The following is a 23,225-nucleotide window of genomic DNA, read 5'->3' as shown; positions in this document are numbered from 1 at the left end:
CGCTGTCCCGTCCGGTTCACTCCGTCCAGAACGTGTCGTGCCGGAGGTAGAACTCCGCCTGGTCCTCCGGGGACCACTCGGTCGCCACCTCCGCGACCTTCTCGAAGTACTCCTCGCGCGGTGCCCCCGGCGCGAACAGGATCAGCATCGACGCCGGATCGTCGGACTCGTTGCGGAAGGCGTGCAGTCCGCCCTGCGGGACGTAGAGGAAGTCACCGGCCGTCCCGTCGATCCAGCTCTCGCCGTTGAACAGCCGCACCGTCCCCGAGATGACGAAGAACGACTCCGAGATCGACTTGTGGAAATGCGTCCGCGGACCGCCGCCCCTCGGCGCCATGTCGAACCGGTAGAGCCCGAACTCACCGCCGGTGGCCGCGCCCGTCGCGAGGTAGTGCGTACGGCTGCCGCTCCCGGACACCACGTCGGCGGCGGTGTCCACGGGGCGGAACGTCGCGGAGATCTCGCCCTTCTCACCCAGGTACTTCGGGTCCGGGTACGACATGTCCCTCACGTCTCCTCACGGTCTACCGGTCACCCAGCGCGTCCTCCACCGCTCGGGACCGTCCGAAAAATAGGGTCCTGCGATGAGCCTCTCGCGGATCTCCCCCCTCGCACCACTGGTCGCGAGCGCCCTGATCGCCACGGCCTTCCCGGCCGTCTCGTACGCCGGGACCGGCACGGCGCCTGCGCGGCCCGCGTCCGTGGCCTGCGGGAGCGACACCGATCCCGCCTGGGCACCCACGTCCACCACGCCCGACGCGGCCGGGGACAACCACGCGTACACCGGGAACGGGTACCTCGGCGCCCGGGTGCCGCCTCTCGGTTCAGGCTACGCCGAGAGCACGGCCACGACCGGCTGGCCGCTGTTCACGCCCCGCTACGACGGGGCCTTCGCCGCCGGTCTGTACGCGCACAACCCCGGCACCACCGCCGACCGTCAGGTCCTCGCAGCCCTGCCCACCTGGACGACGCTCGACGTACGCGTGGGCGACGAGACCTTCGGACCGGCCTCGCGGATCTCCGCCTACCGCCAGACCGTCTTCCGGCGCTGTGGTCTCGTGCGCACCGCGCTGACCTGGACGACCGCCGACGGCCGGGTGACCGACCTGGTCTTCGACGTCGTCACCGACCGGTCGGATCCGCACACCGGCGCCGTACGGCTGCGGCTCACCCCGCGCTGGGGCGGCGAGCCCGAGGTCACCGACCGGCTCGACTGGCGCGGTGCCCGCCGGGTCACCCGCACCGGGGAGAACACCTTCCGCACGGACGGGACGGCGACGGACGGCGCGGTCGTCACGGCCCTTCGCCGTGCACGGCACGGCGCCACCCGCGAGTACGTGAAGTACGTCGGCGTGGACACCTCGCTCACCTCGCCGGATCCCCGGCGCTCCGCACGGGCCGCCGCGCGGCGGGCCGCCGACCGCGGCTGGCGGCAGCTCATGGACGCCAACTCGGCCGCCTGGTCGACGCTGTGGGCGGCGGACGTGCTCACCCCCGGGCGGCCTGAGCTACAGACCTGGCTGCGCTCGGCGCAGTACGGCCTGTTGGCGAGTTCTCGCCGAGGTTCCTCCGACAGCCTCGCCCCGACCGGTCTGACGAGCGACAATTACGCGGGGCTGGTCTTCTGGGACGCGGAGACCTGGATGTATCCGGGCCTGCTCGCCACTCGCCCGGAGCTGGCACGCCCGGTCGTCGAATACCGCTACCGCACCCGTGAGGCAGCCGCCGAGAACGCCGCCAAGCTCGGCTTCAAGGGCCTGTTCTACCCCTGGACCAGCGGCGGGGAGGGCGCCCTCTGGTCCGAGTGCCAGAGCTGGAATCCGCCTCACTGTCTCACCCAGAACCACCTCCAGGGCGATGTCTCCCTGGCCGTCTGGCAGTACTACCTGGCCACCGGCGACCGCGACTGGCTGCGCGAGCGGGGCTGGCCGCTGCTGAAAGGTGTCGCCGAGTTCTGGGCCTCGCGCGTCACCGCCAACCCTGACGGCAGCTACTCCGTCAAGGACGTGGCCGGCCCCGACGAGTACAGCAACGGCGTCGACGACGGGGTGTTCACCAACGCCGGCGCGGCGACCGCCCTGCGCCATGCGATCCGCGCCGCCGGGCTCCTCGGGGAGAGCGCGCCACCGCAGTGGCGGAGGACGGCGGACGGTCTGCGCATTCCCTACGACGCGCAGCGGAAGATCTTCCTCCAGTACGCCGGGTACAACGGCTCGCGGATCAAGCAGGCCGACACCGTGCTGCTGACCTACCCGCTCGAATGGCCGATGGAAAAGGGCGCGGGCGCGGCCACCCTCGACTACTACGCGGAGCGCACCGACCCCGACGGCCCCGCGATGACCGACTCGGTCCATGCCATCGACGCGGCGGAGATCGGCGAGCCGGGCTGCTCGGCGTACACGTATCTCCAGCGCGCGATCAGGCCGTTCGTCCGCGGCCCGTTCGCCACCTTCGCCGAGGCCCGGGGCGACAAGGCGGGTGCCGACGATCCGCTCGCGGGCTCGCCGGCGCAGGACTTCCTCACCGGAAAGGGCGGCTTCCTCCAGGTCTTCACGCACGGGCTCACGGGCCTGCGGCTGCGGGAGGACGGGGTGCGGATCGCCCCGATGCTGCCGCCGCAGCTGGCGAGCGGTGTCACCCTGCGGGGCCTTCGCTGGCAGGGGCGTACGTATGACATCGCGCTCGGCGCGCGCCGGACGACGGTGCGGCTGACGCAGGGCGAGCCGTTCACGCTGCACACCCCCGCCGGACCGGTCCGGCTGAAGGACGCGGTCACCCTGCCCACGCGCCGCCCCGACCTCGCCCCGACGGACAACGCGGCGCGGTGCGTCACGGCGTCCGCGTCGTCGGAGGAGCCCGGTATGTACGCGGCAGCGGCGGTGGACGGCAGTGCGGCGACGGCCTGGGTACCGGACGGTGCGACCGGGACGCTGACCGCGGACCTCGGCCGCTCGACGGCGCTCGCGTCGGTGACCCCGCAGTGGACCGAGGTGCGCCCCGCCGCGTACACCGTCGAGGCGTCGAAGGACGCCGTGCACTGGGCGCCGTTCAGGGCGGGCGCCGCGGTGCGGCACATCCGGGTGACGGTGCGCTCGAAGGACGCGGAGAATCCGGCGGGCGTACGGGAGTTGACGGCGCGCCGCAGGGGTTGAGGCGGTTCGGGCCCGAGCCGAGCCGCACCACCGGCATCGCCCGGTCCTGCCGGTCCCCGCTCGACCTGCCCGGTCCCGCCCGGTCCGATCCGCACCACCGACAACGCCCGGCCCGAGCCGCACCACCGGCAACGCCCAGCGCTGCCGGTCCTGCCGGTCCTGCCGGTCCCGCTCGACCTGCCCCCGTCCTGCCGGCCCCGCCCGGACCTCCGCCGTCCCCTCAGTCCCGCTTCCGGGCTCCGCGGCCTGCGGGCGCGTGCAGGCCGCGGCGGGCCGGCTGTCCGCAGTGGGCGCAGACGACTTCCGGCTCCAGCGTCTCTCCGCACGCGTGCTGCAGCGTCAGCGGCGGATCCCCGGCGTTGAGGTGCCGGTCGCCCCACTTCATCAGGGTGAGGAGGACGTCCCCGAGCTCCTGTCCCGCGGGCGTGAGGTGGTACTCGTAGCGCGGCGGCCGGTCGCTGTACTGCTCCCGGCGCACGGCCCCCGCCGTCTCCAGCTTGCGCAGCCGGGCCGCGAGGATGTCCCGGGACGCCCCGGTGTTGCGGATGATCTGGTCGAAGCGCCGTACGCCGTGGCTCAGTTCGCGGACGGCGAGCAGTGTCCAGCGCTCACCGACCAGGTCGAGCGCATCCGCGATGGAGCACTCCCTGGGCTCGACGCTCTTCGGCATACGGGCCATTCTAGGCCGCCCCTCTGTGCGGCCGGACGCCGTGGAAGCGGCGGTGGGCGGCCCTCGGGCAGGCCGCCCACCGGCGCTTCAGAGGCGTTCGACGATGGTGGCGTTCGCGAGGCCGCCCGCCTCGCACATGGTCTGCAGGCCGTACCGGCCGCCTCGGTCCTCCAGGTTGTGCAGGAGCGTGGTCATCAGGCGCGCGCCGCTGGCGCCCAGCGGATGGCCGATCGCGATGGCGCCGCCCCGTACGTTCAGCCGGTCGGCCTCCACGCCCGTCTCCCGCTGCCAGGCCAGCACCACCGACGCGAACGCCTCGTTCACCTCGAACAGGTCGATGTCCCCGATGCCCAGCCCGGCGCGGGCGAGGACCTTCTCGGTGGCGGGCATGATCGCCGTGAGCATCAGCAGCGGATCGTCACCGGCCACGGCGAAGGAGTGGAAGCGGGCGCGCGGGCGCAGGCCCAGCCGCTCCGCGACGTCCGCCCCCATGATCAGCAGCGCGGCCGCGCCGTCGTTCACCGGTGAGCTGTTGCCCGCCGTGATCTGCCAGCCGATCTCGGGGAAGCGCTCGCCGGTCGCGCCGTCGTGGTACGCGGACCGCAGGCCGGCCAGCGCCTGCGCCGAGGTCCCCGGCCGTACGGATTCGTCCCGCTGCCCGGCCCAGGCCACCTCGCGGTCGAACTCCCCTGACTCCCAGGCGGCCGCGGCCCTGCGGTGGGACTCCAGCGCGAAGGCGTCCATCTCCTCGCGGGAGATCTTCCAGCGCGCGGCGATCAGCTCGGCGCTGATGCCCTGCCCGACGAGACCGTCCGGGTAGCGCTCGGCGAGCCGTCGCCCGTACGGGTCGCTGCCGGGCGGCACGCTGGAACCCATCGGCACCCGTGACATCGACTCGACACCACAGGCGATGGCGATGTCGTAGGACCCGCTCATCACCCCTTGCGCCGCGATGTGCGCGGCCTGCTGGGACGAGCCGCACTGGCGGTCCACGGTCATGCCGGGGACGCTCTCGGGGAACCCGGCGGCGAGCACCGCGTTCCGGGTGATGTTGACGGCCTGGTCGCCCACCTGGGTCACGCATCCGCCGATGACGTCGTCCACCAGGCCGGGGTCGATGCCGGTGCGCTCCACCAGCGCGAGGAGCGTCCTGGCGAGCAGGTCGACGGGGGGTTCGTCGTGCAGCGCCCCTCCCGGTTTTCCCCTGCCGACCGGCGTCCGAACAGCTTCGACGATCACCGCGTCCCGCACTGTGCCTCCCGCGTTCACGCCGCCCACCCCGGTGGGCCGCACTAGTGGGTTGGAATTCACAACCCATCATGCGACGATGCATCCGTGACGAGAGAGTTGTCAATCCCAACCGACTCCTGTGCAGGCGTTTCAACGGCCTCGCAGCGTCGCCGCCGTGCTGCCGGTGCGCTCGCGCAGCAGGATCCGCAGGGTGTTGGCGTGCTCGTAACCGACCTTGCGGGCGATGGAGTCCAGCGACAGATCGGTCGTCCGCAGCAGGTGCGAGGCCCGCTCCACCCGCAGGTCCTGCACAAAGCGCACCGGCGAGGTCCCGAGCACCCGGCGCACGGTCCGCTGGAGGGTGCGCTCGCTGACACCCAGGGAACGCGCGGCCTCGGCGACATTGACCGGGCCGTCGAGATGCACCCTCACCCACTGCTCGAAGGCAGCGACCACCGGATCGCTCTGGGCCAGCGCGCTGGGGATGGTGTACGCCGACTGGGAAGGCCGCTCGTCGACGACGAGGTAGCGGGCCACGAGGTCCGCGAGGGCGGGGCTGCCCATCCGGACGACCGCGAGCGCCAGATCGACGTGCCCGAACGCCGCGCCCGCCGTCGTCACACCGTCCGAGGTGGTGACCATCCGCGTCTCGTCCAGCGTCACCGCCGGGTAGCGCTTGCGGAAGACCGGGGCGAGCCACCAGCTGGTGGTCGCCCGGCGCCCGTCGAGGACGCCCGATTCGGCGAGCAGGAACGTCCCCGTACATGCCGAAGCGACCGGTGTCCCCCGGTCACGCGCATCGGACACGAGGCGTCGCACGGCTGCCGACTCCGGGCCGCCGACATGGCCGAGCAGCGCCTCCGGACGGCGTTCGGCGAGCGCGGGCACGATCAGCAGGCCGGCTCCCTCGGCCCGGGCGGCCGGCGCCGTGGTCACGACGTGGCCCGCGCCCGTACGGATGCGGCGCCGGAATCCGACCGTCGTGACCTGCCAGGCGGGCGGCGGCTGCGGAAGCTCACCCCGCATCGCGTTGGCCCCCTCGATCACATCGAGGACCGCCGAGAGCCCGGAATCGAACACGCCGTCGTAGACGAGCACCGCGACATCCATGGCGGAAACGGTATCGGATGCGTCGTTCACGCCACTGGGAGCGGCCTGGTCGCGACCCTAGGTTTGCGGATGTCCCGCTGGACGGGACGCCCACCACGACGCGACGGAGCGACACACCATGAACATCGGACTGCTGGCCAGGATCGAGGCAAGGCCGGAGTACGCCGGCCAGGTCGAGGCGATGCTGGGCGACGCGCTGCAGCTCGCCCGCGAAGAGGACCACACCGTCACCTGGTTCGCGTTCAAGGAGAGCGACACGGTGTTCGGGGTCTTCGACACCTTCGAGAACGAGGAGGGGCGGACGGGCCATCTGCGCGGCCGTATCGCCGCCGCGCTGACGGAGGCCGCGGGGACGATGCTCGCCTCGCCGCCGGACATCCGGCCCGTCGACCTGCTGGCCGTCAAGCTCCCCTGACCCATGAACCGCCCGCGGGCCGTTTCCCGGCGGCCCGCGGGCCCCATCACCCCGTCCATCGAGGAGATCCCCCATGCCCGAGCTGACGAGCCTGCCCGAGACGGTGGAGTTCACCGAGCTCCGGAGCCGTACCCACACCTGGTCCCTGCCCGCGAGCTACGCGGCCGCCGGCCGGCTGACCGGGCTCGAACTGCTCCGCCTCACCATCGACGGCGGACTGCCGCAGCCGCCGATCTGCGGCACGCTCGGCTTCCGTCTCGTCGAGGCCCACGAGGGCCGCGCGGTGTTCGAGGGCGAAACCGGCGAGCACCTGCTCAACCCGATGGGCTCGGTCCACGGCGGCTACCTGGCGACACTGCTCGACTCGGCCCTCGGCTGCGCCGTGATGACCACCCTGGCGGCCGGACGCGCCTACACGACCGTGCAGTTGGGGGTGAATCTGGTACGCCCGGTGTTCGCCGACACCGAGCGGCTGCGCTGCGAGGGGACGGTGATCCACGCGGGCCGCACGACGGCGACCGCCGAGGCACGGGTGACCGGGGCCGACAGCGGCAAGCTGTACGCACACGCGACGACGACCTGCGCCGTGTTCGCCTGGCAGGGAACGTCCTGACGCCGGAGGATCCACTCCATGACCGCAACGACTGTCGTCAATCTCAAGGGCCACCGCGACGACCCCGGCTACGCGGACGTCGTCTATGTCGGCCGCCCCATGCACCGCGGGGGATGGCACCTCGCCGGATCCAAACTGGCGAGCCCGTACCGGCCGGGGAAGGACGGCTCCCGCGAGGAGGTGGTGGCGATGTACCGGGACCATCTGCTGTCCCGGCCGGACCTGTTGGCGATGCTTCCCGAGCTGCGGGGCCGCCGGCTGGGCTGCTGGTGCGTACCGGAGCGCTGCCATGCGGAGGTGGTGGCGGAACTGGCGGACGCGGGGTACGGCGAGGACGGCGGGGCGTGACGGCGGGCGGTGAGGTGCCGGCGGCGGGCGGTGGGGCGAGTGAGCTCTCAGCCCTGAGCCGCAAGCCGCCGCTGTTCCTCCTCGACGATCTGCCGGGCCAGCGATCCGTCCGAGATGTCGATCGCGTCGGGAGTGGCCTCCGCGACGTCGCTGCGGCGCGCATAGGCGTCGAACAGCCGTGACTTGTTCTCCAGGATCTCCAGCATCCGCCTGTCCACCCCGCTCGTGGCGAGCAGCCGGTGCACCTGCACGGCGCGTACCTGCCCCATCCGGTGCGCGCGTGCCACCGCCTGGTGCTCGATGGTCGGCTTGATCTGCGGCTCGCAGATGATCACGACGGAGGCCGCCTGAAGATTGAGCCCGACCCCGCCGGCCTCGATCTGGGCGAGGAGCACGGCGTGCCCGGCCACCGCGCTGAACTCGTCCACGATGTTCTGGCGCCGCCCGGGCGCCACGCTCCCGGAGATCGGGCCGTACGCCTGCGGACCCAGCGCCTCTCCCACCGTCTGCAGCACATCGCGGAAGTAGGAGAAGACCAGCACCTTCAGCCCGTTGTCCGCCGCCTCGGCCACCAGCTCGCGCAGCCGCTGGAGCTTCGCCGACTTCTCCGCGTGGACGTACGCCGCCCGGCGCATCGCCATGAAGTTGCCCGCGTCCACGGCCTCCGCGTAGGCGTCCAGATCCGCGGCGCTGAGCTCCTCCCACTCGTCCGTGTGCAGCAGGCTGGGCAACTCGGTGAGTACGTCCTCCTGGTTGCGCCGCAGATAGCACGGCGCGACCGCCCTGCGGAACGCACGCGAGCCGACGGCACCCTCGACTCCCCCGATCTCGGGGGCCAGTTCGGGCTGGAGGTGGCGTACGAGACTGCGGAACTCCGCGACCCGGTTCTCCATGGGGGTCCCCGTGAGGAAGAGGACCCGCTCGCATGGGGCGGCCCACTCGGCCACGGTCCTCGACCGCCGGGCCTCAAGGTTCTTCACGTAGTGCGCCTCGTCGACGACCAGCATGCCCAGCTCCCCGGCCCCGGGGACGGGGAAGCCGCGCAGGGCGTCGTACGTCGTGACGGCGACACCGCCGCCGTCCTGCCACTCCGCGAACGCCTCCTGCCGGTCCGGACCGTGCAGCGGAATCGCCCGCAGGGCGCTGCGCGCCGAGACCTCGCGCGTCCAGTTGATCAGCACGCTCGCGGGGCACACCACCATGAAGTGGCTCTGCCCGGTCGCGGCGAGGTGCGCCAGGGCGGCGATGGCCTGGATGGTCTTGCCGAGGCCCATCTCGTCGCCGAGGACGACGCGCCGCTGGGCCAGTACGAAACGCGCGCCGAACGACTGGTAGCCGCGCAACGAGACCCGGCGGAGGGTGTCGTCGAGCGGCTGCGCGCGCACCCGCTCGGCCACCTCACCGGGCAGGAACCCCTCCGCCGCCGCGAGGTCGGGGCCGCGGCCCGCGATCTCGGCCAGCAGGCTGTAGTACTCGGCGGAGCGCAGCTCGAAGTCGACCCAGGCCTCGACGTCGTCGGCCGGAGCACGCAGCAGGTCGACGGAGGCCTGCCCGAGCAGTACGGGTACGTCGTGGCTCCCGGCCTCCTCGGTCACCGCGAGGATCTCGGCGAGCGCGGAGTGCACCCGCTCCCGCCGCTCCTGCCCGGCGAGCCACATCCGCAGCCGCCCACCGGCCGGCGCGGCCTCCACGAGCAGCGGCCCGAGCCGGCGGTCCAGCGCCTCGGCGGCGTCGACGGCCCGGCGCGCGTCGGGGCCGGCCTCGACGAGCCGGTGCAGGGCGACGACGAGCGCGGAGGTGCGGGGCTCGGGGTTGTCGACGTCGATACGGACGGCGACGGTCTCCCCCACGGCCTCGGCGATCTGCCGGGCGGCGGCGAGCGCCTGATCGGCCGTCTGCTGCCCGACCCCGGGGATCTGCCGCAGCCGGTACCGGTCGGCCGCCAGCACGTCCCCCACAAAGCGGTACCCGGCCGCCTCGATCACGCCGAGCCTCAGCCGCCCCTCGGTGACGTCCTTGAGCCGCGCGACCGGTATCGACGCGAGCTCACGGCCGGCCAGCTCGTCGTGCAACGGAGCGAGGGCGGCCCGGACGGCCTCGACGGCCCGCCGATGATCCCCGAGGACGCCTTGCGCGGCCCGATGCAGCGCGACCCCAATGCCGAGCACCTCCCGCGCCCGCCGCCCACCCGGTACGGACCCCGCACTCACTGCCATGCCGCCCCTTGGTGTTTCTGCCACTGCGTGGCCGGCATCTTTCCACGGTGGGCGGGGGCGGGGGGTGGTGTTGCGGCGGCGGCTGGCGGACTGCGCGGTGGTCGTGAGGGCCTTGCGCTCCGCCCTCTGGGGAGCGTCGTTCCCCGGGCGGCCTGGTCGGGTCACGACGGAAACGTGCCGCGCCCGCCACCCGCCGCTCACAGCGGCCAAGCGGTCAGCACATCGCCCGGACCGTAGGTGGCATCGAGACCCGGTGCATCGACGCCGCTGCGCGAAACCGCCACGACGGGAACGGGTTCGCCGGTGAGAGCGGCCCGATGCCGATGGAGAGCTGCCAGGTCGTGCCGGTCGAAGGGATCCCCCGCGACACGGCGCTGCGCATCCTGGCCAAGCTGGCCGAGCTGGAGACCGACCCCCTCGGCTTCAACACCACTGCCCCGGTGTCCCAGCCCGAACGTCGCCGCCTGCGCGTCGGCGACTACCGCGTCGTCTACACGATCGACAACGGGGAGCTGGTGGTCTGGGTCGTTCACGTGGGGCATCGATCCACCGTTCACGAGACCTGATTGCCGCTGACCCCACGGCAGAATATCCAGCCCCCATCCAGCACGGTGACGACGAAGGGGTCGGTCTCGACAGAGTCCGACCCCTTCTGACCTTGCATATGTCAGCAACGTGGTGTCATTTCATCCGCTCACACGTTGAAGCGGAACTCCACCACGTCCCCGTCCTGCATCACGTACTCCTTGCCCTCCATCCGCGCCTTCCCCTTCGCGCGCGCGTCCGCCACCGACCCCGTCTCCACCAGGTCTGCGAAAGAGATGACCTCGGCCTTGATGAAGCCCTTCTGGAAGTCGGTGTGGATCACTCCCGCCGCCTCCGGAGCCGTCGCGCCCTTCTTGATCGTCCAGGCGCGGGACTCCTTCGGGCCCGCCGTCAGGTACGTCTGGAGGCCCAGCGTCCGGAAGCCGACGTGTGCCAGTGTCGCGAGGCCCGGCTCCTCCTGGCCCACCGACTGCAGGAGTTCGAGCGCCTCCTCGTCGTCGAGTTCCGCGAGGTCCGACTCCAGCTTCGCGTTGAGGAAGATCGCCTCCGCCGGGGCGACCAGCGCGCTCTGCTCCGCCTTGAACGTGTCGTCCGTCAGCTCGTCCTCGTCGACGTTGAAGACATAGAGGAACGGCTTGGTGGTGAGGAGGTGCAGGTCGTGCAGGAGCTCCTCGTTGCCGGAGCCCTGGACGATGCCCGCCGAGAAGAGCGTGTCGCCCTTCTCCAGGATCTCCTTGGCCTCCTCGACCGCCTTGACCTTCGGCGCGATGTCCTTCTTGATCCGCGATTCCTTCTGGAGGCGCGGCAGGACCTTCTCGATGGTCTGGAGGTCGGCCAGGATCAGCTCGGTGTTGATCGTCTCGATGTCGTCCTTCGGCGAGACCTTGCCGTCGACGTGGACGACGTTCTCGTCCTTGAAGGCGCGGATGACCTGGCAGATCGCGTCGGACTCCCGGATATTCGCCAGGAACTTGTTGCCCAGGCCCTCGCCCTCGCTCGCACCCCGCACGATGCCGGCGATGTCGACGAAGTCCACCGTCGCCGGGAGGATCCGCTGGGAGGAGAAGATCTCCGCCAGCTTGGTCAGGCGCGGGTCGGGGACGCCGACCACGCCGACGTTCGGCTCGATGGTGGCGAACGGGTAGTTGGCCGCCAGCACGTCGTTCTTGGTCAGGGCGTTGAACAGGGTCGACTTGCCGACATTCGGCAGGCCGACGATTCCGATCGTGAGCGACACGTTGGCGACTTCCTGAAGTGAGGACTGGCGATGGGCGCCCGGCCCGATGGTGGGCCGATCCCCCAGTTTACGGGCGGCCCCGGCCGCACAGCGACGGGTGCCGGGAGTCGAACTCTTCGCCAAGGTCACCCAAAGGGCGTGTCCTGTGCCTGATTCCTCCCCACTGGCAACCTACGTTGGTCGGGTGGAGCAGCACAGGACGAGCAACCCCCGGCGCCGGCAGCGCCCGCAGGCACCCCTTTCGCCTCCCGGGCCCCTCTCTCCGCAGGTCGCGGACGGCCCCGCCGTGTACGGGGTGGGGCCGACGCGTCCGGCACGGAACGTGCCCCCCGTGGTCCTCGCCCTGCGCAGACTGCCCAACCCCCGGCTGACGGGTATCGGCGGCGGGCTCTTCGCGTCCGCCACCATGCTGGTGCTCGGCTCGCTGGTCTGGCTGCTGTTCGATGGTTCCGCCGTGGTCTACGGGGTGCTGTTCCTGCCCGTGTGCGCGCTGACCGCGCTGTGGGTGCGCGAGGCGGACCTGGTCACCGCCCCGATCAGTGTGCCCATCGCCTTCGCCACCGGGATCGTGCCGATCTCGGGCGGTGAGGGCGGGGTCGGGGGCCAGATCATGGCCGTCGTCACCTCGCTCGCGGTGCACGCCGGCTGGCTGTACGGCGGAACGCTCGTCGCCGGGCTGATCACCTGCGTACGCAAGGTGCGGGCGATGTCACGACGCAAGCGCCGCACCAGGCCCGCACCCCAGCCCCGCCGCTGAGCCGCGAGGGCCTCTGTCAGAAGGACAGGCGCGGCGTCACTTGCTCGCCGACGCCATCGCCGCGCCGACGATGCCCGCGTTGTTCTGCAGCTCCGCCGGAACGATCTCCGCCCTGATCCCCTCGATCAGCGGCACGAACTTGTCGGCCTTGCGGCTGACGCCGCCGCCGATGATGAACAGCTCGGGTGAGAACAGCATCTCCACATGGGCCAGGTACTTCTGCACCCGGTGGGCCCAGTGCTGCCAGCTCAGGTCCTCGTCGTCCTTGACCTTCGTCGACGCGTGCTTCTCCGCCTCGTGACCGTGCAGCTCCAGATGGCCGAGCTCGGTGTTGGGCACGAGCCGGCCGTCGATGAAGAGTGCGCTGCCGATGCCGGTACCGAAGGTCAGCAGCATGACGACACCCTTGCGGCCGCGGCCCGCGCCGAACGTCACTTCCGCCACGCCCGCCGCGTCCGCGTCGTTCAGCAGGGTCACACCGACGCCGCCGAGACGCTCGCCCAGCAGTCCGGCCGCGTCCACATCGATCCAGCCCTTGTCCACGTTGGCCGCGGTGCGGGTGATGCCGCTCGTCACCACGCCGGGGAACGTCACGCCCACCGGCCCCGACCAGTCGAAGTGACGCACCACTTCGACGACACCGTCGGCCACCGCATCCGGCGTCGCCGGATGCGGGGTCAGCACCTTATGTCGTTCCTGCGCCAGGTCACCGCGCTCCAGATCCACGGGAGCGCCCTTGATGCCCGATCCACCGATGTCCACTCCGAACACGTTCATGGACACAACGTTACGGGCAGCGCCCGTCGGTCACTCCCCGGACGCCCGACCCGCCAGCTTCGCGGCCTCCGCGCGCAGATCGCGCCGCAGCTCCTTGGGCAGCGAGAAGGTGATGGACTCCTCGGCGGCCTTCACGATCTCGACGTCCTCGAAACCGCGCTGCGACAGCCACTCCAGTACGCCCTCGACCAGCACGTCGGGTACGGACGCGCCGGAGGTGACACCGACAGTGGCGACGCCGTCCAGCCAGGCCTCGTCGATCTCGTCCGCGAAGTCGACGAGGTGGGCGTCCCGTGCGCCGGCGCCGAGGGCGACCTCGACGAGCCGGACGGAGTTCGAGGAGTTCTTCGAGCCGACCACGATGACCAGGTCGGCCTCGGCGCCCATCTGCTTGACGGCGATCTGGCGGTTCTGCGTGGCGTAGCAGATGTCGTCGCTGGGCGGGGAGATCAGCTGCGGGAACTTCTCCTTCAGCTTGTCCACCGTCTCCATCGTCTCGTCGACGGACAGCGTGGTCTGGGAGAGCCAGACGACCTTCGACTCGTCGCGCACCTCGACGTTGCTGACATCGTCCGGGCCGTCGACCAGGGTGATGTGGTCGGGGGCCTCGCCGGAGGTGCCGATGACCTCCTCGTGGCCGTCGTGGCCGATGAGCAGGATGTCGTAGTCGTCGTTCGCGAAGCGGACGGCTTCCTTGTGGACCTTGGTGACCAGCGGGCAGGTCGCGTCGATGGTGGCGAGCTTGCGTTCCGCCGCCTCGTCGTGGACGACCGGGGCGACGCCGTGCGCGGAGAACATGACGATCGATCCCTCGGGGACCTCCGCCGTCTCCTCGACGAAGATCGCGCCCTTCTTCTCGAGGGTCTGCACGACGTATTTGTTGTGGACGATCTCGTGGCGGACGTAGATCGGCGAGCCGTACTGCTCAAGGGCCTTCTCAACAGCGATCACGGCGCGGTCCACGCCCGCGCAGTAGCCACGAGGAGCGGCGAGGAGGACGCGGCGGGCAGGAGGCGTAGCAGTCATGCCCCCCATCGTAAGGCCGCCCAGAAGAGGCGGGAGATCGCCGCCCGGAGGAAGACTGATGAACGGTACGCGACGGACGGAGGGCGGGATGGCCGCGGCGAATGTGTCCCGGCCGGGCGGCGGGAGGAGCGGTCCGGACGGAACGGACGGCAGGGACGGCGAGGACAACGCGGGCTCAGGTCTGCGGCGCAGTCTCGGATTCCGCGACCTCATGGTCTACGGGCTGCTGTTCATCGCGCCCATGGCGCCCGTCGGCATCTTCGGCACCCTGGACGCGAAGTCGGACGGCGCGGTGGCGCTCGTCTATGTCGTGGCCACGATCGCCATGGCGTTCACCGCATCGAGTTACGCGCAGATGGTGCGGGTCGCCCCGCAGGCCGGGTCGGTCTTCACCTACGCCCGCAAGGGGCTCGGCGAGGGGCCGGGCTTCATCGCCGGGTGGATGGCCATGCTCGACTATCTGCTGATCCCGGCGGTCGCCTACCTCTTCTCGGGGATCGCGCTGGAGGCGCTGATCCCGGAGGTGGACCGGTGGGTGTGGACGGGGATCGCGGTCGTGGTGACCACGCTCCTCAATCTGTGGGGTGTGCGGGCGGCGGCCCGGGTGGGATTCGCGGTGCTGGCGATGGAGATCGTCGTACTGCTGGTCTTCGCGGTGTCCGCGGTGGTGGTGCTCGCCCGGGACGGCGCACAGCGCGGCTGGCTGTCGCCGTTCACCGGCGACGCGGGCTTCTCGATGGCGGCGGTGCTCAGCGCGGTCTCGGTCGCGGTGCTGTCGTATCTGGGGTTCGACGCGATCGCCTCGTTCGCGGAGGAGGTGACCGGCGGATCGCGGAAGGTGGCCAGGGCGGTGCTGCTCTGCCTGGGCCTCGCGGGTTTCCTGTTCGTGGCGCAGACCTATCTCGCCGCGCTGCTCGAACCGGTGTCGTCGGCCGAGCTGGCCGCCGATCCGGCGGCGCAGGGCTCGGCGTTCTACGACGCGGTGGACGCCTCGGTGGGCACGTGGCTGCACGATCTGGTGGCGGTGAGCAAGGCGATCGGCGCGGCGTTCGCGGCGCTGGCCGCGCAGGCGGCGGCCGGCCGGCTGCTGTTCGCGATGGGCCGGGACCGGCGGCTGCCGCACATCCTGTCGCGCACCGACTCGGGTGTGCCGCGGGTCGCGCTGCTGCTGTCGGCCGCGGTGACGATGGCCGCCGCGGTGTGGGCGGCGCGGCTCGACGACGGCCTGGATCAGCTGGTGTCGGTGGTCGACATCGGGGCGCTCACGGCGTTCGTGCTGCTGCACGCGAGTGTCGTCGGCTGGTTCGTGGTGCGCCGGGCGGAGGGCCGCCCGGACTGGCTGCGGCATGTGCTGGTGCCGGTGGTCGGTACGGCCGTGCTGCTCCTGGTGATCGCCGAGGCGGCCGGCTCGGCGCAGCTGGTGGGCGCCGTCTGGCTGGGGGTGGGGCTGGCGGTGCTGGCGGTCCAGTGGAGGCGCCCGCGTACCCCCATGCCCAGCGCGGAGTCTCGCGGTCGGCCATGACGGGAGGTGTTGTCGTACGCGGCCGATACGCTCGCCCGTATGGCTCTCAACACGTCAGCGGACGCGCCCCTGCCGGTCGGTGAGGTGTCCCGGCTGATCGGCGGGTGGATCGACCGGCTCGGCGCGGTCTGGGTGGAGGGGCAGATCACCCAGCTGTCGCGGCGGCCGGGAGCCGGGGTCGTCTTCCTGACCCTGCGCGATCCCTCGTACGACATCTCGGTGAGCGTGACCTGCTTCCGGCAGGTCTTCGACGCCGTCGCGGACGTCGTGGCGGAGGGCGCCCGGGTCGTGGTCCACGCCAAGCCCGAGTGGTACGCACCGCGCGGGCAGCTGTCGCTGCGTGCCGTGGAGATACGGCCGGTGGGCATCGGCGAGCTGCTGGCGCGGCTGGAGCAGCTGAAGCGGACGCTGGGCGCCGAGGGACTGTTCGCTCCGGAGCGGAAGCGGCCGCTGCCGTTTCTGCCGCACCGGGTGGGCCTGGTGGTCGGCCGGGCGTCCGCGGCGGAGCGCGACGTCCTGGAGAACGCCCGCCGCCGCTGGCCGGCGGTCCGCTTCGAGGTGCGCAATGTGGCCGTGCAGGGCGTGCACGCGGTCTCCCAGGTGGTCCAGGCGGTCAAGGAGCTGGACGGCCTCCCGGACGTGGACGTGATCATCGTGGCGCGCGGCGGCGGCAGTGTGGAGGACCTGCTGCCGTTCTCGGACGAGCAGCTGGTGCGCGCCGTCTCCGAATGCCGTACGCCGGTGGTGTCGGCGATCGGGCACGAGCCGGACTCGCCGCTGCTGGACCTGGTGGCGGACCTGCGGGCGTCCACGCCGACGGACGCGGCGAAGAAGGTCGTGCCGGACGTCGGCGAGGAGCTGGAGCGGGTGCGGCATCTGCGGGACCGAGCGCTGCGGACGGTGCAGGCGGTGCTCGACCGCGAGGAGCGGGGACTGGCGCACGCGCTGGCCCGTCCGGTGATGGAGCATCCGCAGCGGATGGTGGAGGAGCGCGAGGCCGAGGTGGACGCGCTGGTCGCCCGCAGCCGGCGGGTGCTCGGGCATCTGCTGGACCGCGCGGACTCCGAGCTGTCGCACACCCGCGCGCGGGTGCTGTCACTGTCGCCCGTGGCGACCATGGAGCGCGGGTACGCGGTGCTCCAGCGCACGGACGGGGCGGTCGTCAGCTCGCCGGACGATGTGGCGGCGGGCGAGGAGCTGCGGGCGCGGGTCTTCGAGGGCGAGTTCGCGGTACGGGTGTCCGAGTGAGTACGAACGGGGCGAATAGGGTGGGCGGCATGGCAGCCAAGACGGAAGAGAGCACGCTCGGCTACGAGCAGGCGCGGGACGAGCTGATCGAGGTCGTGCGCCGCCTGGAGGCCGGCGGTACGACGCTCGAGGAGTCGCTGGCGCTGTGGGAGCGCGGCGAGGAGCTGGCCAAGGTCTGCCGCCACTGGCTGGAGGGCGCCCGCGCCCGTCTGGACGCGGCTCTGTCCGGCGGCGAGGACGGGGACGGCACCGCCGATTCCGACGACTGAGCAGGTCAGCGGCGTGCGGAGTGTGAGTCGGATCACGATCGGCGTGTAGTTGAAATTTAATCTACCGGGGCAGGGTTAACCCCCGCGTACCGAGCACACCCTGCACCACCGGAAGGTTCGACCAGCATGACTCTCGTTCTCGACTCCGCCGCCCAGGATCTGCTGTTCCGTGAGGCCCGCACGGCCAACACGTTCACCGACGAGCCGGTGACCGAGGAGCAGGTCCAGGCGATCTACGACCTGGTCAAGTTCGGCCCCACGGCCTTCAACCAGAGCCCGCTGCGGGTCGTCCTGGTCCGCTCCGACGAGGCCCGCGAGCGCCTGGTGGACCACATGTCCGAGGGCAACCGGCCGAAGACCGCCACCGCCCCGCTCGTCGCGATCCTCGCCGCGGACAACGAGTTCCACGAGGAGCTCCCGACCCTGTTCCCGCACTTCCCGCAGGCCAAGGACGCCTTCTTCTCCGAGCGCCCGGTCCGTGAGCACGCCGCCGGTCTCAACGCCGCCCTCCAGGCCGCGTACTTCATCGTCGGCGTCCGCGCCGCCGGTCTGGCCGCCGGCCCCATGACGGGCTTCGACTTCGCGGGCGTCCAGAAGGAGTTCCTGGACGACGACCACACGCCGCTGATGGTCGTGAACATCGGCAAGCCCGGCGAGAACGCGAGCTTCCCGCGCTCGCCGCGGCTGGCGTACGAGGACGTCGTCAAGACCGTCTGACGCACAGGGCACAGCGGAAGGCCGCCGCACCCCCTGAGGGTGCGGCGGCCTTCCGCATGTCTGTCTCCGCCTCACAACGGATCCGCCGTCGGAGGCCGTGCCACGGGAATGCGGGGACCCTGCCGCGCCACGTTCCGTCTCAGGGCTTCGCGGACGGCGCCGGCGCCTTCTCGGCCTCCAGTGCCGCGGCCATCTCCGCCAGCCGCGCCATGGACGCCGTTCCCGTCACCACGGTCGTCGAGCCCTTGTCCTCGCGCACCAGGGCGTCGTACTTCGCACCCTCCCAGCGCTGCCAGGTCACGCCGTTCACCTGCTGGGTCTTCTCGGTCCGCTCGGCGCGCTGGCTGACCTTCGCCACGTACTTGCGGGCGGGCTCGGTCGACTGCTCCACCGCCACGTACTCGCCGTCCGGGTCGAGGAACCCGAGGTGCCAGGCGTCGGCGGAGGTCCGCGCGTACGTCACCGAGGTCGGCTTCCACTCCTTGGCCAGGCCCTGGGGCGCCGCCACCGGATAGGGTGCCGCTCGCCGTGCCGTCAGCAATTCGACCCGGTAGTCGACCGCCTTGACCGGATCCGATTTGTCGTCGTGCGGAATGAACACATAGATCACCGCGACGACGGCTCCGATCACCGCCATCGACAGCACCATGTCGCGCACCGTCTGTCTGCCTCGCATACCTGCCACGCCCCCATGGTCGCATCAAGGGTGCGTGCTCAAACGTGGCCCCCACTGCTCATTTTGTCGACGTACCGATAGAGTCGCAGCACCCTCTATTCCGGCCGTCGTCGTACAGAAAGGTGCGCTCCGATGACCGACAACAGTCTGCCGTCACAGCTCGAGGTCTCTCCCGAGGCTCCCGACCGCAACCTGGCCCTGGAGCTCGTCCGGGTCACCGAGGCCGCCGCCATGGCCGCGGGCAGGTGGGTCGGCCGCGGCGACAAGATCGGTGCCGACGGAGCGGCCGTCAAGGCCATGCGGACCCTCGTCTCCACCGTCTCGATGAACGGCATCGTCGTCATCGGTGAGGGCGAGAAGGACGAAGCCCCCATGCTCTTCAACGGCGAGCGCGTCGGCGACGGGACCGGTGCCGAGGTCGACATCGCCGTCGACCCGATCGACGGCACCACGCTCAACGCCAAGGGCATGCCCAACGCCATCGCCGTACTCGCCGCCGCCGACCGCGGCACCATGTTCGACCCGTCCGCGGTCTTCTACATGGACAAGCTGGTCACCGGCCCCGAGGCCGCGGACTTCGTGGACATCAACGCCCCCGTCTCGGTGAACATCCGCCGCGTCGCCAAGGCCAAGCACTCCGCGCCCGAGGACGTCACGGTCGTCATCCTGGACCGCCCCCGCCACGAGGGCATCGTCAAGGAGATCCGCGAGACCGGCGCACGGATCAAGTTCATCTCGGACGGCGATGTCGCCGGATCGGTGATGGCCGTACGCGAGGGCACCGGCGTCGACATGCTGATGGGCATCGGCGGCACCCCCGAGGGCATCATCTCGGCCTGCGCGATCAAGTGCCTCGGCGGCACGATCCAGGGCAAGCTGTGGCCGAAGGACGACGCGGAGCGGCAGCGGGCGCTCGACGCGGGCCACGACCTGGACCGGGTGCTGCACACGACCGACCTGGTCAGCGGGGACAACGTCTTCTTCGTCGCCACCGGCATCACCGACGGCGAACTGCTGCGCGGCGTGCGCTACCGCTCGGAGACGGCCACGACGCAGTCCCTGGTGATGCGCTCCAAGTCGGGCACGATCCGCCAGATCGACTCCACGCACCGGCTCTCGAAGCTGCGCGCGTACAGCCAGGTGGACTTCGACCGGGCGCAGTGAGCCGGAGCGCGGTCGGCCCGAACACGGTGCGCCCGGCGCGGTGAGGATGCGCCGCGGGGCCTGAACCGGTCGCGCGGCACACCGCGGCGGTACGACAGAGCGGAAACGAAAGGGGCGCCCCATGTGCGGGGGCGCCCCTTTTCGGCTGTCCTTCGTCTGTCCGCGTCGTCTCAGGCCGCGGACTGCGACTTCTTGACCTCGACCTCGCGCCGCCTGCGCCTGGCCAGCACCACCCGGCGCTCCGCCGCGGTGAGGCCGCCCCACACGCCGTACGGCTCGGGCTGGAGCAGCGCGTGCTCCCGGCACTCGACCATCACCGGACAGCGGGCGCAGACCCGCTTCGCGGCCTCCTCGCGCGACAGCCGTGCGGCGGTCGGTTCCTTCGAGGGGGCGAAGAACAGTCCGGCCTCGTCCCGACGGCACACCGCCTCCGCGTGCCAGGGACCGTCCTGATCCGACCTGGCGGGAGCTCGCTGGGCCGGAACGGCGGTGACCTGCAAGGACTGGTAAGGCAGCTGCAGCACGGTCTACTCCTGACGACGGCTTCGCGAGCGAGAGACGATGCAGCACTCCCTACCCGCTGTACGCACTCCTATTCACTGCGTGGTACCGCGCTGCGGAGGCGCGGAACGGCGCAGCGGCGCGCGTGGCCGGAAACCGCCCATGAGGCCGGTCGTCAGCGGAAGTGTTTCCGCAGGCGATCGTGGAGGTCGGAGACCCGCCGGCCGCGTTTCGGCTTGGCTTCGACATTGCCGAAAACCGCGTACCCGTTGACGACGACCACCGGCGCCTCGGGATCGGCCGACTCCAGGGTGAGCACCTCGAAATTGCCGAAGAAACCGGTGCCGCTGCCGCGCAGCGAAATGTTCTCGGGGACCCGCACCTCGACGCTGCCGAAAATGGACGTCGCGTTGATCACCGTGAGCCGCTGCTCGAACAGCGCCTCGGTGAGGTCGATCTCGATGCTCCCGAAGAGCGAGAAGGCATTGGTGCGGCGGCCGACGCGCCAGCGGCCCTTGCGCACGGAGCTGGAGAAGACGGCGATCAGGTTCTCGGCGGGCCCGGCGGGCGAGTCCGGCCCGTAGGCGTACGCGCCGGACCCGCCGGGCTGCTGGGCCGCGGGCAGGTCCTGGACCAGCGGTTCGAGTTCGCCGACGGTCTTGGCCCGGTAGGCGGCGTCGATCCGCTCGGCATGCTCCTCGGCGTCCAGCCGCCCCTCCGCCAGGGCGTCCCGGAGGATGTCGGCGATCCGGTCCCGGTCGGCGTCGGACGCGCGGATCCCCGCGCCGGGCTCCGCGGGGACGACGGGCTTCTGGGGCTGCTTTTCGAGGTCCACGGAACCAGCCTAGCGAAACGCGATAGATCGCGACTAGGGCCTGTCGTGTGGATCAGGCCGGATCAGTGAGCGAGGTCTGGTGCGTGCGATCGCAAGGCGGAGGAAGGAGGCATGGCGGAGCCATGCCGACTGACGACAACGCGGCGTGGGGGCACCTCCCGTGCCCGAAGGGCTACGGGGGAGCGCGTGCCAGGTCACGCGAGCCCGGCCTGATCCACACGACAGGCCCTAGGGGTAGCAGGGGCGGGCGCGTCATCGTCCCCGGGCTCCTGGGGACGGTGACGCGGACGCGTCGCGAGGCGCTCGGGTGCCGGGTGAGCCTTACCTCACAAGCTCGGGACCCGAGGGCCGTTCTACGCTGGGGAGCGCGCTGCCAACGGAGGCGGCGCTGCTGTCTGCCGAGTGAGGAATGGCCGTAATGCCCTCTGTCTCCCGCCCACCCAGCCCTGCGTTTGCGTACTCCGATCTGCTCCCGCTGGGAGAGGACACCACGCCCTACCGGCTGGTGACCGCCGAGGGCGTCTCCACCTTCGAGGCCGACGGTCGTACCTTCCTCAAGGTCGAGCCTCAGGCGCTGCGCACGCTCGCCGCCGAGGCCATGCACGACATCTCGCACTACCTGCGGCCCGCCCACCTCGCCCAGCTGCGCCGCATCGTGGACGACCCGGAGGCCTCCTCCAACGACAAGTTCGTCGCGCTCGACCTGCTGAAGAACGCGAACATCGCCGCCGCCGGCGTGCTGCCCATGTGCCAGGACACCGGTACGGCCATCGTGATGGGCAAGCGCGGCCAGAACGTCCTCACCGAGGGCGGCGACGAGGAAGCCCTCTCCCACGGCATCTTCGACGCGTACACCAAGCTCAACCTGCGCTACTCGCAGATGGCTCCGCTCACCATGTGGGAGGAGAAGAACACCGGGTCCAACCTGCCGGCCCAGATCGAGCTGTACGCCACCGACGGCGGCGCGTACAAGTTCCTCTTCATGGCCAAGGGCGGCGGCTCCGCCAACAAGTCGTTCCTCTACCAGGAGACCAAGGCCGTCTTGAACGAGGCCTCCATGATGAAGTTCCTGGAGGAGAAGATCCGTTCGCTGGGCACGGCCGCGTGCCCGCCGTACCACCTGGCCATCGTCGTCGGCGGTACCAGCGCCGAGTTCGCGCTGAAGACCGCGAAGTACGCCTCCGCCCACTACCTGGACGAGCTGCCCGCCGAGGGCTCCCCCACGGGGCACGGCTTCCGTGACAAGGAGCTGGAGGAGAAGGTCTTCGAGCTCACGCAGAAGATCGGCATCGGAGCACAGTTCGGCGGCAAGTACTTCTGCCACGACGTCCGGGTCGTCCGGCTCCCCCGCCACGGCGCGTCGCTGCCCGTCGCCATCGCCGTCTCCTGCTCGGCGGACCGCCAGGCCACCGCGAAGATCACGGCGGAGGGCGTGTTCCTGGAGCAGCTGGAGACCGACCCGGCGCGCTTCCTCCCGGACACGACGGACGAGCACCTCGGCGAGTCCGCCGAGGCGGGTGACGTCGTGGAGATCGACCTCAACCGTCCCATGGACGACGTCCTCGCCGAGCTGACCAAGTACCCGGTCAAGACCCGGCTCTCGCTGACCGGTCCGCTGGTCGTGGCGCGCGACATCGCGCACGCCAAGATCAAGGAGCGGCTGGACGCGGGCGAGGACATGCCGCAGTACCTCAAGGACCACCCGGTGTACTACGCCGGTCCGGCGAAGACCCCCGAGGGCTACGCCTCCGGCTCCTTCGGCCCGACGACGGCCGGCCGGATGGACAGCTACGTCGAGCAGTTCCAGGCGGCGGGCGGCTCCAAGGTCATGCTGGCCAAGGGCAACCGCTCGAAGCAGGTGACGGACGCGTGCGGCACGCACGGCGGCTTCTACCTGGGCTCCATCGGCGGACCGGCCGCGCGGCTCGCGCAGGACTGCATCAAGAAGGTCGAGGTCGTCGAGTACGAGGAGCTCGGCATGGAGGCCGTCTGGAAGATCGAGGTGGAGGACTTCCCGGCGTTCATCGTGGTCGACGACAAGGGCAACGACTTCTTCACGGAGCCGGCTCCCGCGCCGACGTTCACCTCCATCCCGGTGCGCGGCCCCGGCCTGTAACCGGCCCGCTCCCCGTTCTCCGCACCGCCCGAAGAGCGGTGCGGAGAACGGGAGTTGCTCCGATCCCTCAGACCGGGTCC

Annotated in this window: 23 protein-coding genes and 1 pseudogene; 12 read left to right on the top strand and 12 right to left on the bottom strand. The window is 71.1% G+C overall.

Annotation, left to right across the window (positions count from 1 at the left end; translation table 11 throughout):
* Positions 1–16 precede the first annotated feature (16 nt).
* On the bottom strand, positions 17–502 hold the full coding sequence (locus ACQPWZ_RS23585; RefSeq protein ID WP_433572317.1) for a cupin domain-containing protein: 486 nt from the start codon (positions 500–502) through the stop codon (positions 17–19).
* An 82-nt stretch (positions 503–584) separates the two neighbouring features.
* Between ACQPWZ_RS23585 and ACQPWZ_RS23580 the strand changes: the two genes are divergently transcribed.
* Positions 585–3,152, top strand: coding sequence for a discoidin domain-containing protein (locus tag ACQPWZ_RS23580; protein ID WP_433572316.1), 2,568 nt, complete (start codon positions 585–587; stop codon positions 3,150–3,152).
* Positions 3,153–3,372: 220 nt separating this feature from the next.
* On the opposite strand, the gene ACQPWZ_RS23575 is transcribed toward ACQPWZ_RS23580, so the two are convergent.
* The 3 genes from ACQPWZ_RS23575 to ACQPWZ_RS23565 all read right to left on the bottom strand — a co-directional run bounded on the left by ACQPWZ_RS23575 (position 3,373) and on the right by ACQPWZ_RS23565 (position 6,162).
* Positions 3,373–3,822, bottom strand: coding sequence for a winged helix-turn-helix transcriptional regulator (locus tag ACQPWZ_RS23575; RefSeq protein ID WP_383243237.1), 450 nt, complete (start codon positions 3,820–3,822; stop codon positions 3,373–3,375).
* Positions 3,823–3,909: 87 nt separating this feature from the next.
* Positions 3,910–5,073 carry a thiolase family protein gene (locus tag ACQPWZ_RS23570; protein ID WP_433573858.1) on the bottom strand — a complete coding sequence of 388 codons (1,164 nt, stop codon included), beginning with the start codon at positions 5,071–5,073 and terminating at the stop codon, positions 3,910–3,912.
* Positions 5,074–5,202: 129 nt separating this feature from the next.
* On the bottom strand, positions 5,203–6,162 hold the full coding sequence (locus ACQPWZ_RS23565) for a GlxA family transcriptional regulator (RefSeq protein ID WP_340475139.1): 960 nt from the start codon (positions 6,160–6,162) through the stop codon (positions 5,203–5,205).
* Between the two features lie 118 nt (positions 6,163–6,280).
* Between ACQPWZ_RS23565 and ACQPWZ_RS23560 the strand changes: the two genes are divergently transcribed.
* From ACQPWZ_RS23560 to ACQPWZ_RS23550, 3 genes are all read left to right on the top strand, one after another.
* Positions 6,281–6,577, top strand: coding sequence for a putative quinol monooxygenase (locus tag ACQPWZ_RS23560; RefSeq protein ID WP_340475138.1), 297 nt, complete (start codon positions 6,281–6,283; stop codon positions 6,575–6,577).
* 73 nt (positions 6,578–6,650) lie between these two features.
* Complete coding sequence (locus tag ACQPWZ_RS23555) at positions 6,651–7,190, top strand: PaaI family thioesterase (RefSeq protein WP_433572315.1); 540 nt, start codon at positions 6,651–6,653, stop codon at positions 7,188–7,190.
* An 18-nt stretch (positions 7,191–7,208) separates the two neighbouring features.
* Positions 7,209–7,538 carry a DUF4326 domain-containing protein gene (locus ACQPWZ_RS23550; RefSeq protein ID WP_340475135.1) on the top strand — a complete coding sequence of 110 codons (330 nt, stop codon included), beginning with the start codon at positions 7,209–7,211 and terminating at the stop codon, positions 7,536–7,538.
* A gap of 47 nt (positions 7,539–7,585) precedes the next feature.
* On the opposite strand, the gene ACQPWZ_RS23545 is transcribed toward ACQPWZ_RS23550, so the two are convergent.
* Both ACQPWZ_RS23545 and ACQPWZ_RS23540 read right to left on the bottom strand, forming a co-directional pair.
* Positions 7,586–9,754, bottom strand: a complete 2,169-nt coding sequence (locus ACQPWZ_RS23545) for a DEAD/DEAH box helicase (RefSeq protein ID WP_433572314.1) — start codon at positions 9,752–9,754, stop codon at positions 7,586–7,588.
* A gap of 197 nt (positions 9,755–9,951) precedes the next feature.
* Positions 9,952–10,113: pseudogene (locus tag ACQPWZ_RS23540) on the bottom strand (ATP-binding protein); the annotation flags it as partial.
* Between ACQPWZ_RS23540 and ACQPWZ_RS23535 the strand changes: the two are divergent.
* On the top strand, positions 10,072–10,320 hold the full coding sequence (locus ACQPWZ_RS23535) for a type II toxin-antitoxin system RelE family toxin (protein ID WP_433572313.1): 249 nt from the start codon (positions 10,072–10,074) through the stop codon (positions 10,318–10,320). The pseudogene ACQPWZ_RS23540 and the gene ACQPWZ_RS23535 sit on opposite strands and share 42 nt — an antisense overlap.
* A gap of 128 nt (positions 10,321–10,448) precedes the next feature.
* On the opposite strand, the gene ychF is transcribed toward ACQPWZ_RS23535, so the two are convergent.
* The gene (ychF, locus tag ACQPWZ_RS23530) at positions 10,449–11,537 is read right to left on the bottom strand and encodes a redox-regulated ATPase YchF (protein WP_433572312.1); all 1,089 of its coding nucleotides are present in this window, start codon (positions 11,535–11,537) and stop codon (positions 10,449–10,451) included.
* Positions 11,538–11,721: 184 nt separating this feature from the next.
* Between ychF and ACQPWZ_RS23525 the strand changes: the two genes are divergently transcribed.
* The gene (locus ACQPWZ_RS23525) at positions 11,722–12,294 is read left to right on the top strand and encodes a DUF6542 domain-containing protein (RefSeq protein WP_340475128.1); all 573 of its coding nucleotides are present in this window, start codon (positions 11,722–11,724) and stop codon (positions 12,292–12,294) included.
* 36 nt (positions 12,295–12,330) lie between these two features.
* On the opposite strand, the gene ppgK is transcribed toward ACQPWZ_RS23525, so the two are convergent.
* Both ppgK and ACQPWZ_RS23515 read right to left on the bottom strand, forming a co-directional pair.
* Complete coding sequence (gene ppgK, locus ACQPWZ_RS23520) at positions 12,331–13,071, bottom strand: polyphosphate--glucose phosphotransferase (RefSeq protein WP_340475127.1); 741 nt, start codon at positions 13,069–13,071, stop codon at positions 12,331–12,333.
* Between the two features lie 30 nt (positions 13,072–13,101).
* The gene (locus tag ACQPWZ_RS23515) at positions 13,102–14,106 is read right to left on the bottom strand and encodes a 4-hydroxy-3-methylbut-2-enyl diphosphate reductase (RefSeq protein ID WP_405572427.1); all 1,005 of its coding nucleotides are present in this window, start codon (positions 14,104–14,106) and stop codon (positions 13,102–13,104) included.
* A gap of 202 nt (positions 14,107–14,308) precedes the next feature.
* On the opposite strand from ACQPWZ_RS23515, the gene ACQPWZ_RS23510 reads away from it, so the two are divergent.
* The 4 genes from ACQPWZ_RS23510 (at position 14,309) to ACQPWZ_RS23495 (ending at position 17,853) form a co-directional block, all read left to right on the top strand.
* Positions 14,309–15,619, top strand: a complete 1,311-nt coding sequence (locus ACQPWZ_RS23510; RefSeq protein WP_433573857.1) for an APC family permease — start codon at positions 14,309–14,311, stop codon at positions 15,617–15,619.
* Positions 15,620–15,658: 39 nt separating this feature from the next.
* Complete coding sequence (xseA, locus tag ACQPWZ_RS23505; protein WP_433572311.1) at positions 15,659–16,867, top strand: exodeoxyribonuclease VII large subunit; 1,209 nt, start codon at positions 15,659–15,661, stop codon at positions 16,865–16,867.
* Positions 16,868–16,896: 29 nt separating this feature from the next.
* Entirely contained in the window at positions 16,897–17,136 is a 240-nt protein-coding gene (locus ACQPWZ_RS23500; protein ID WP_383239365.1) for an exodeoxyribonuclease VII small subunit, read from the top strand.
* Between the two features lie 126 nt (positions 17,137–17,262).
* On the top strand, positions 17,263–17,853 hold the full coding sequence (locus ACQPWZ_RS23495) for a malonic semialdehyde reductase (RefSeq protein WP_356701526.1): 591 nt from the start codon (positions 17,263–17,265) through the stop codon (positions 17,851–17,853).
* A 139-nt stretch (positions 17,854–17,992) separates the two neighbouring features.
* On the opposite strand, the gene ACQPWZ_RS23490 is transcribed toward ACQPWZ_RS23495, so the two are convergent.
* Positions 17,993–18,529 (bottom strand): DUF4245 domain-containing protein, encoded by a 537-nt coding sequence (locus ACQPWZ_RS23490; protein WP_433573856.1) that lies wholly within the window; start codon positions 18,527–18,529, stop codon positions 17,993–17,995.
* A 132-nt stretch (positions 18,530–18,661) separates the two neighbouring features.
* Here ACQPWZ_RS23490 and glpX point away from each other — a divergent pair, with 132 nt between their 5' ends.
* Positions 18,662–19,693, top strand: coding sequence for a class II fructose-bisphosphatase (gene glpX, locus ACQPWZ_RS23485; protein WP_313944346.1), 1,032 nt, complete (start codon positions 18,662–18,664; stop codon positions 19,691–19,693).
* Between the two features lie 170 nt (positions 19,694–19,863).
* Here the strand turns inward: glpX and ACQPWZ_RS23480 are convergent, their stop codons facing one another.
* Entirely contained in the window at positions 19,864–20,217 is a 354-nt protein-coding gene (locus ACQPWZ_RS23480; RefSeq protein WP_313944347.1) for a WhiB family transcriptional regulator, read from the bottom strand.
* A gap of 152 nt (positions 20,218–20,369) precedes the next feature.
* Entirely contained in the window at positions 20,370–21,029 is a 660-nt protein-coding gene (locus tag ACQPWZ_RS23475; RefSeq protein WP_433572310.1) for a DUF1707 SHOCT-like domain-containing protein, read from the bottom strand.
* A 418-nt stretch (positions 21,030–21,447) separates the two neighbouring features.
* On the opposite strand from ACQPWZ_RS23475, the gene ACQPWZ_RS23470 reads away from it, so the two are divergent.
* Complete coding sequence (locus tag ACQPWZ_RS23470; protein WP_340475120.1) at positions 21,448–23,145, top strand: fumarate hydratase; 1,698 nt, start codon at positions 21,448–21,450, stop codon at positions 23,143–23,145.
* Positions 23,146–23,225: the final 80 nt, after the last annotated feature.

It is taken from the genome of Streptomyces sp. CA-251247, assembly GCF_050952975.1.
GTDB classification, from domain to species: Bacteria; Actinomycetota; Actinomycetes; order Streptomycetales; family Streptomycetaceae; genus Streptomyces; species Streptomyces achmelvichensis.
The sequence above is the reverse complement of the archived record's forward strand: the minus strand, read 5'-3'. Positions and strand labels throughout refer to the sequence as shown.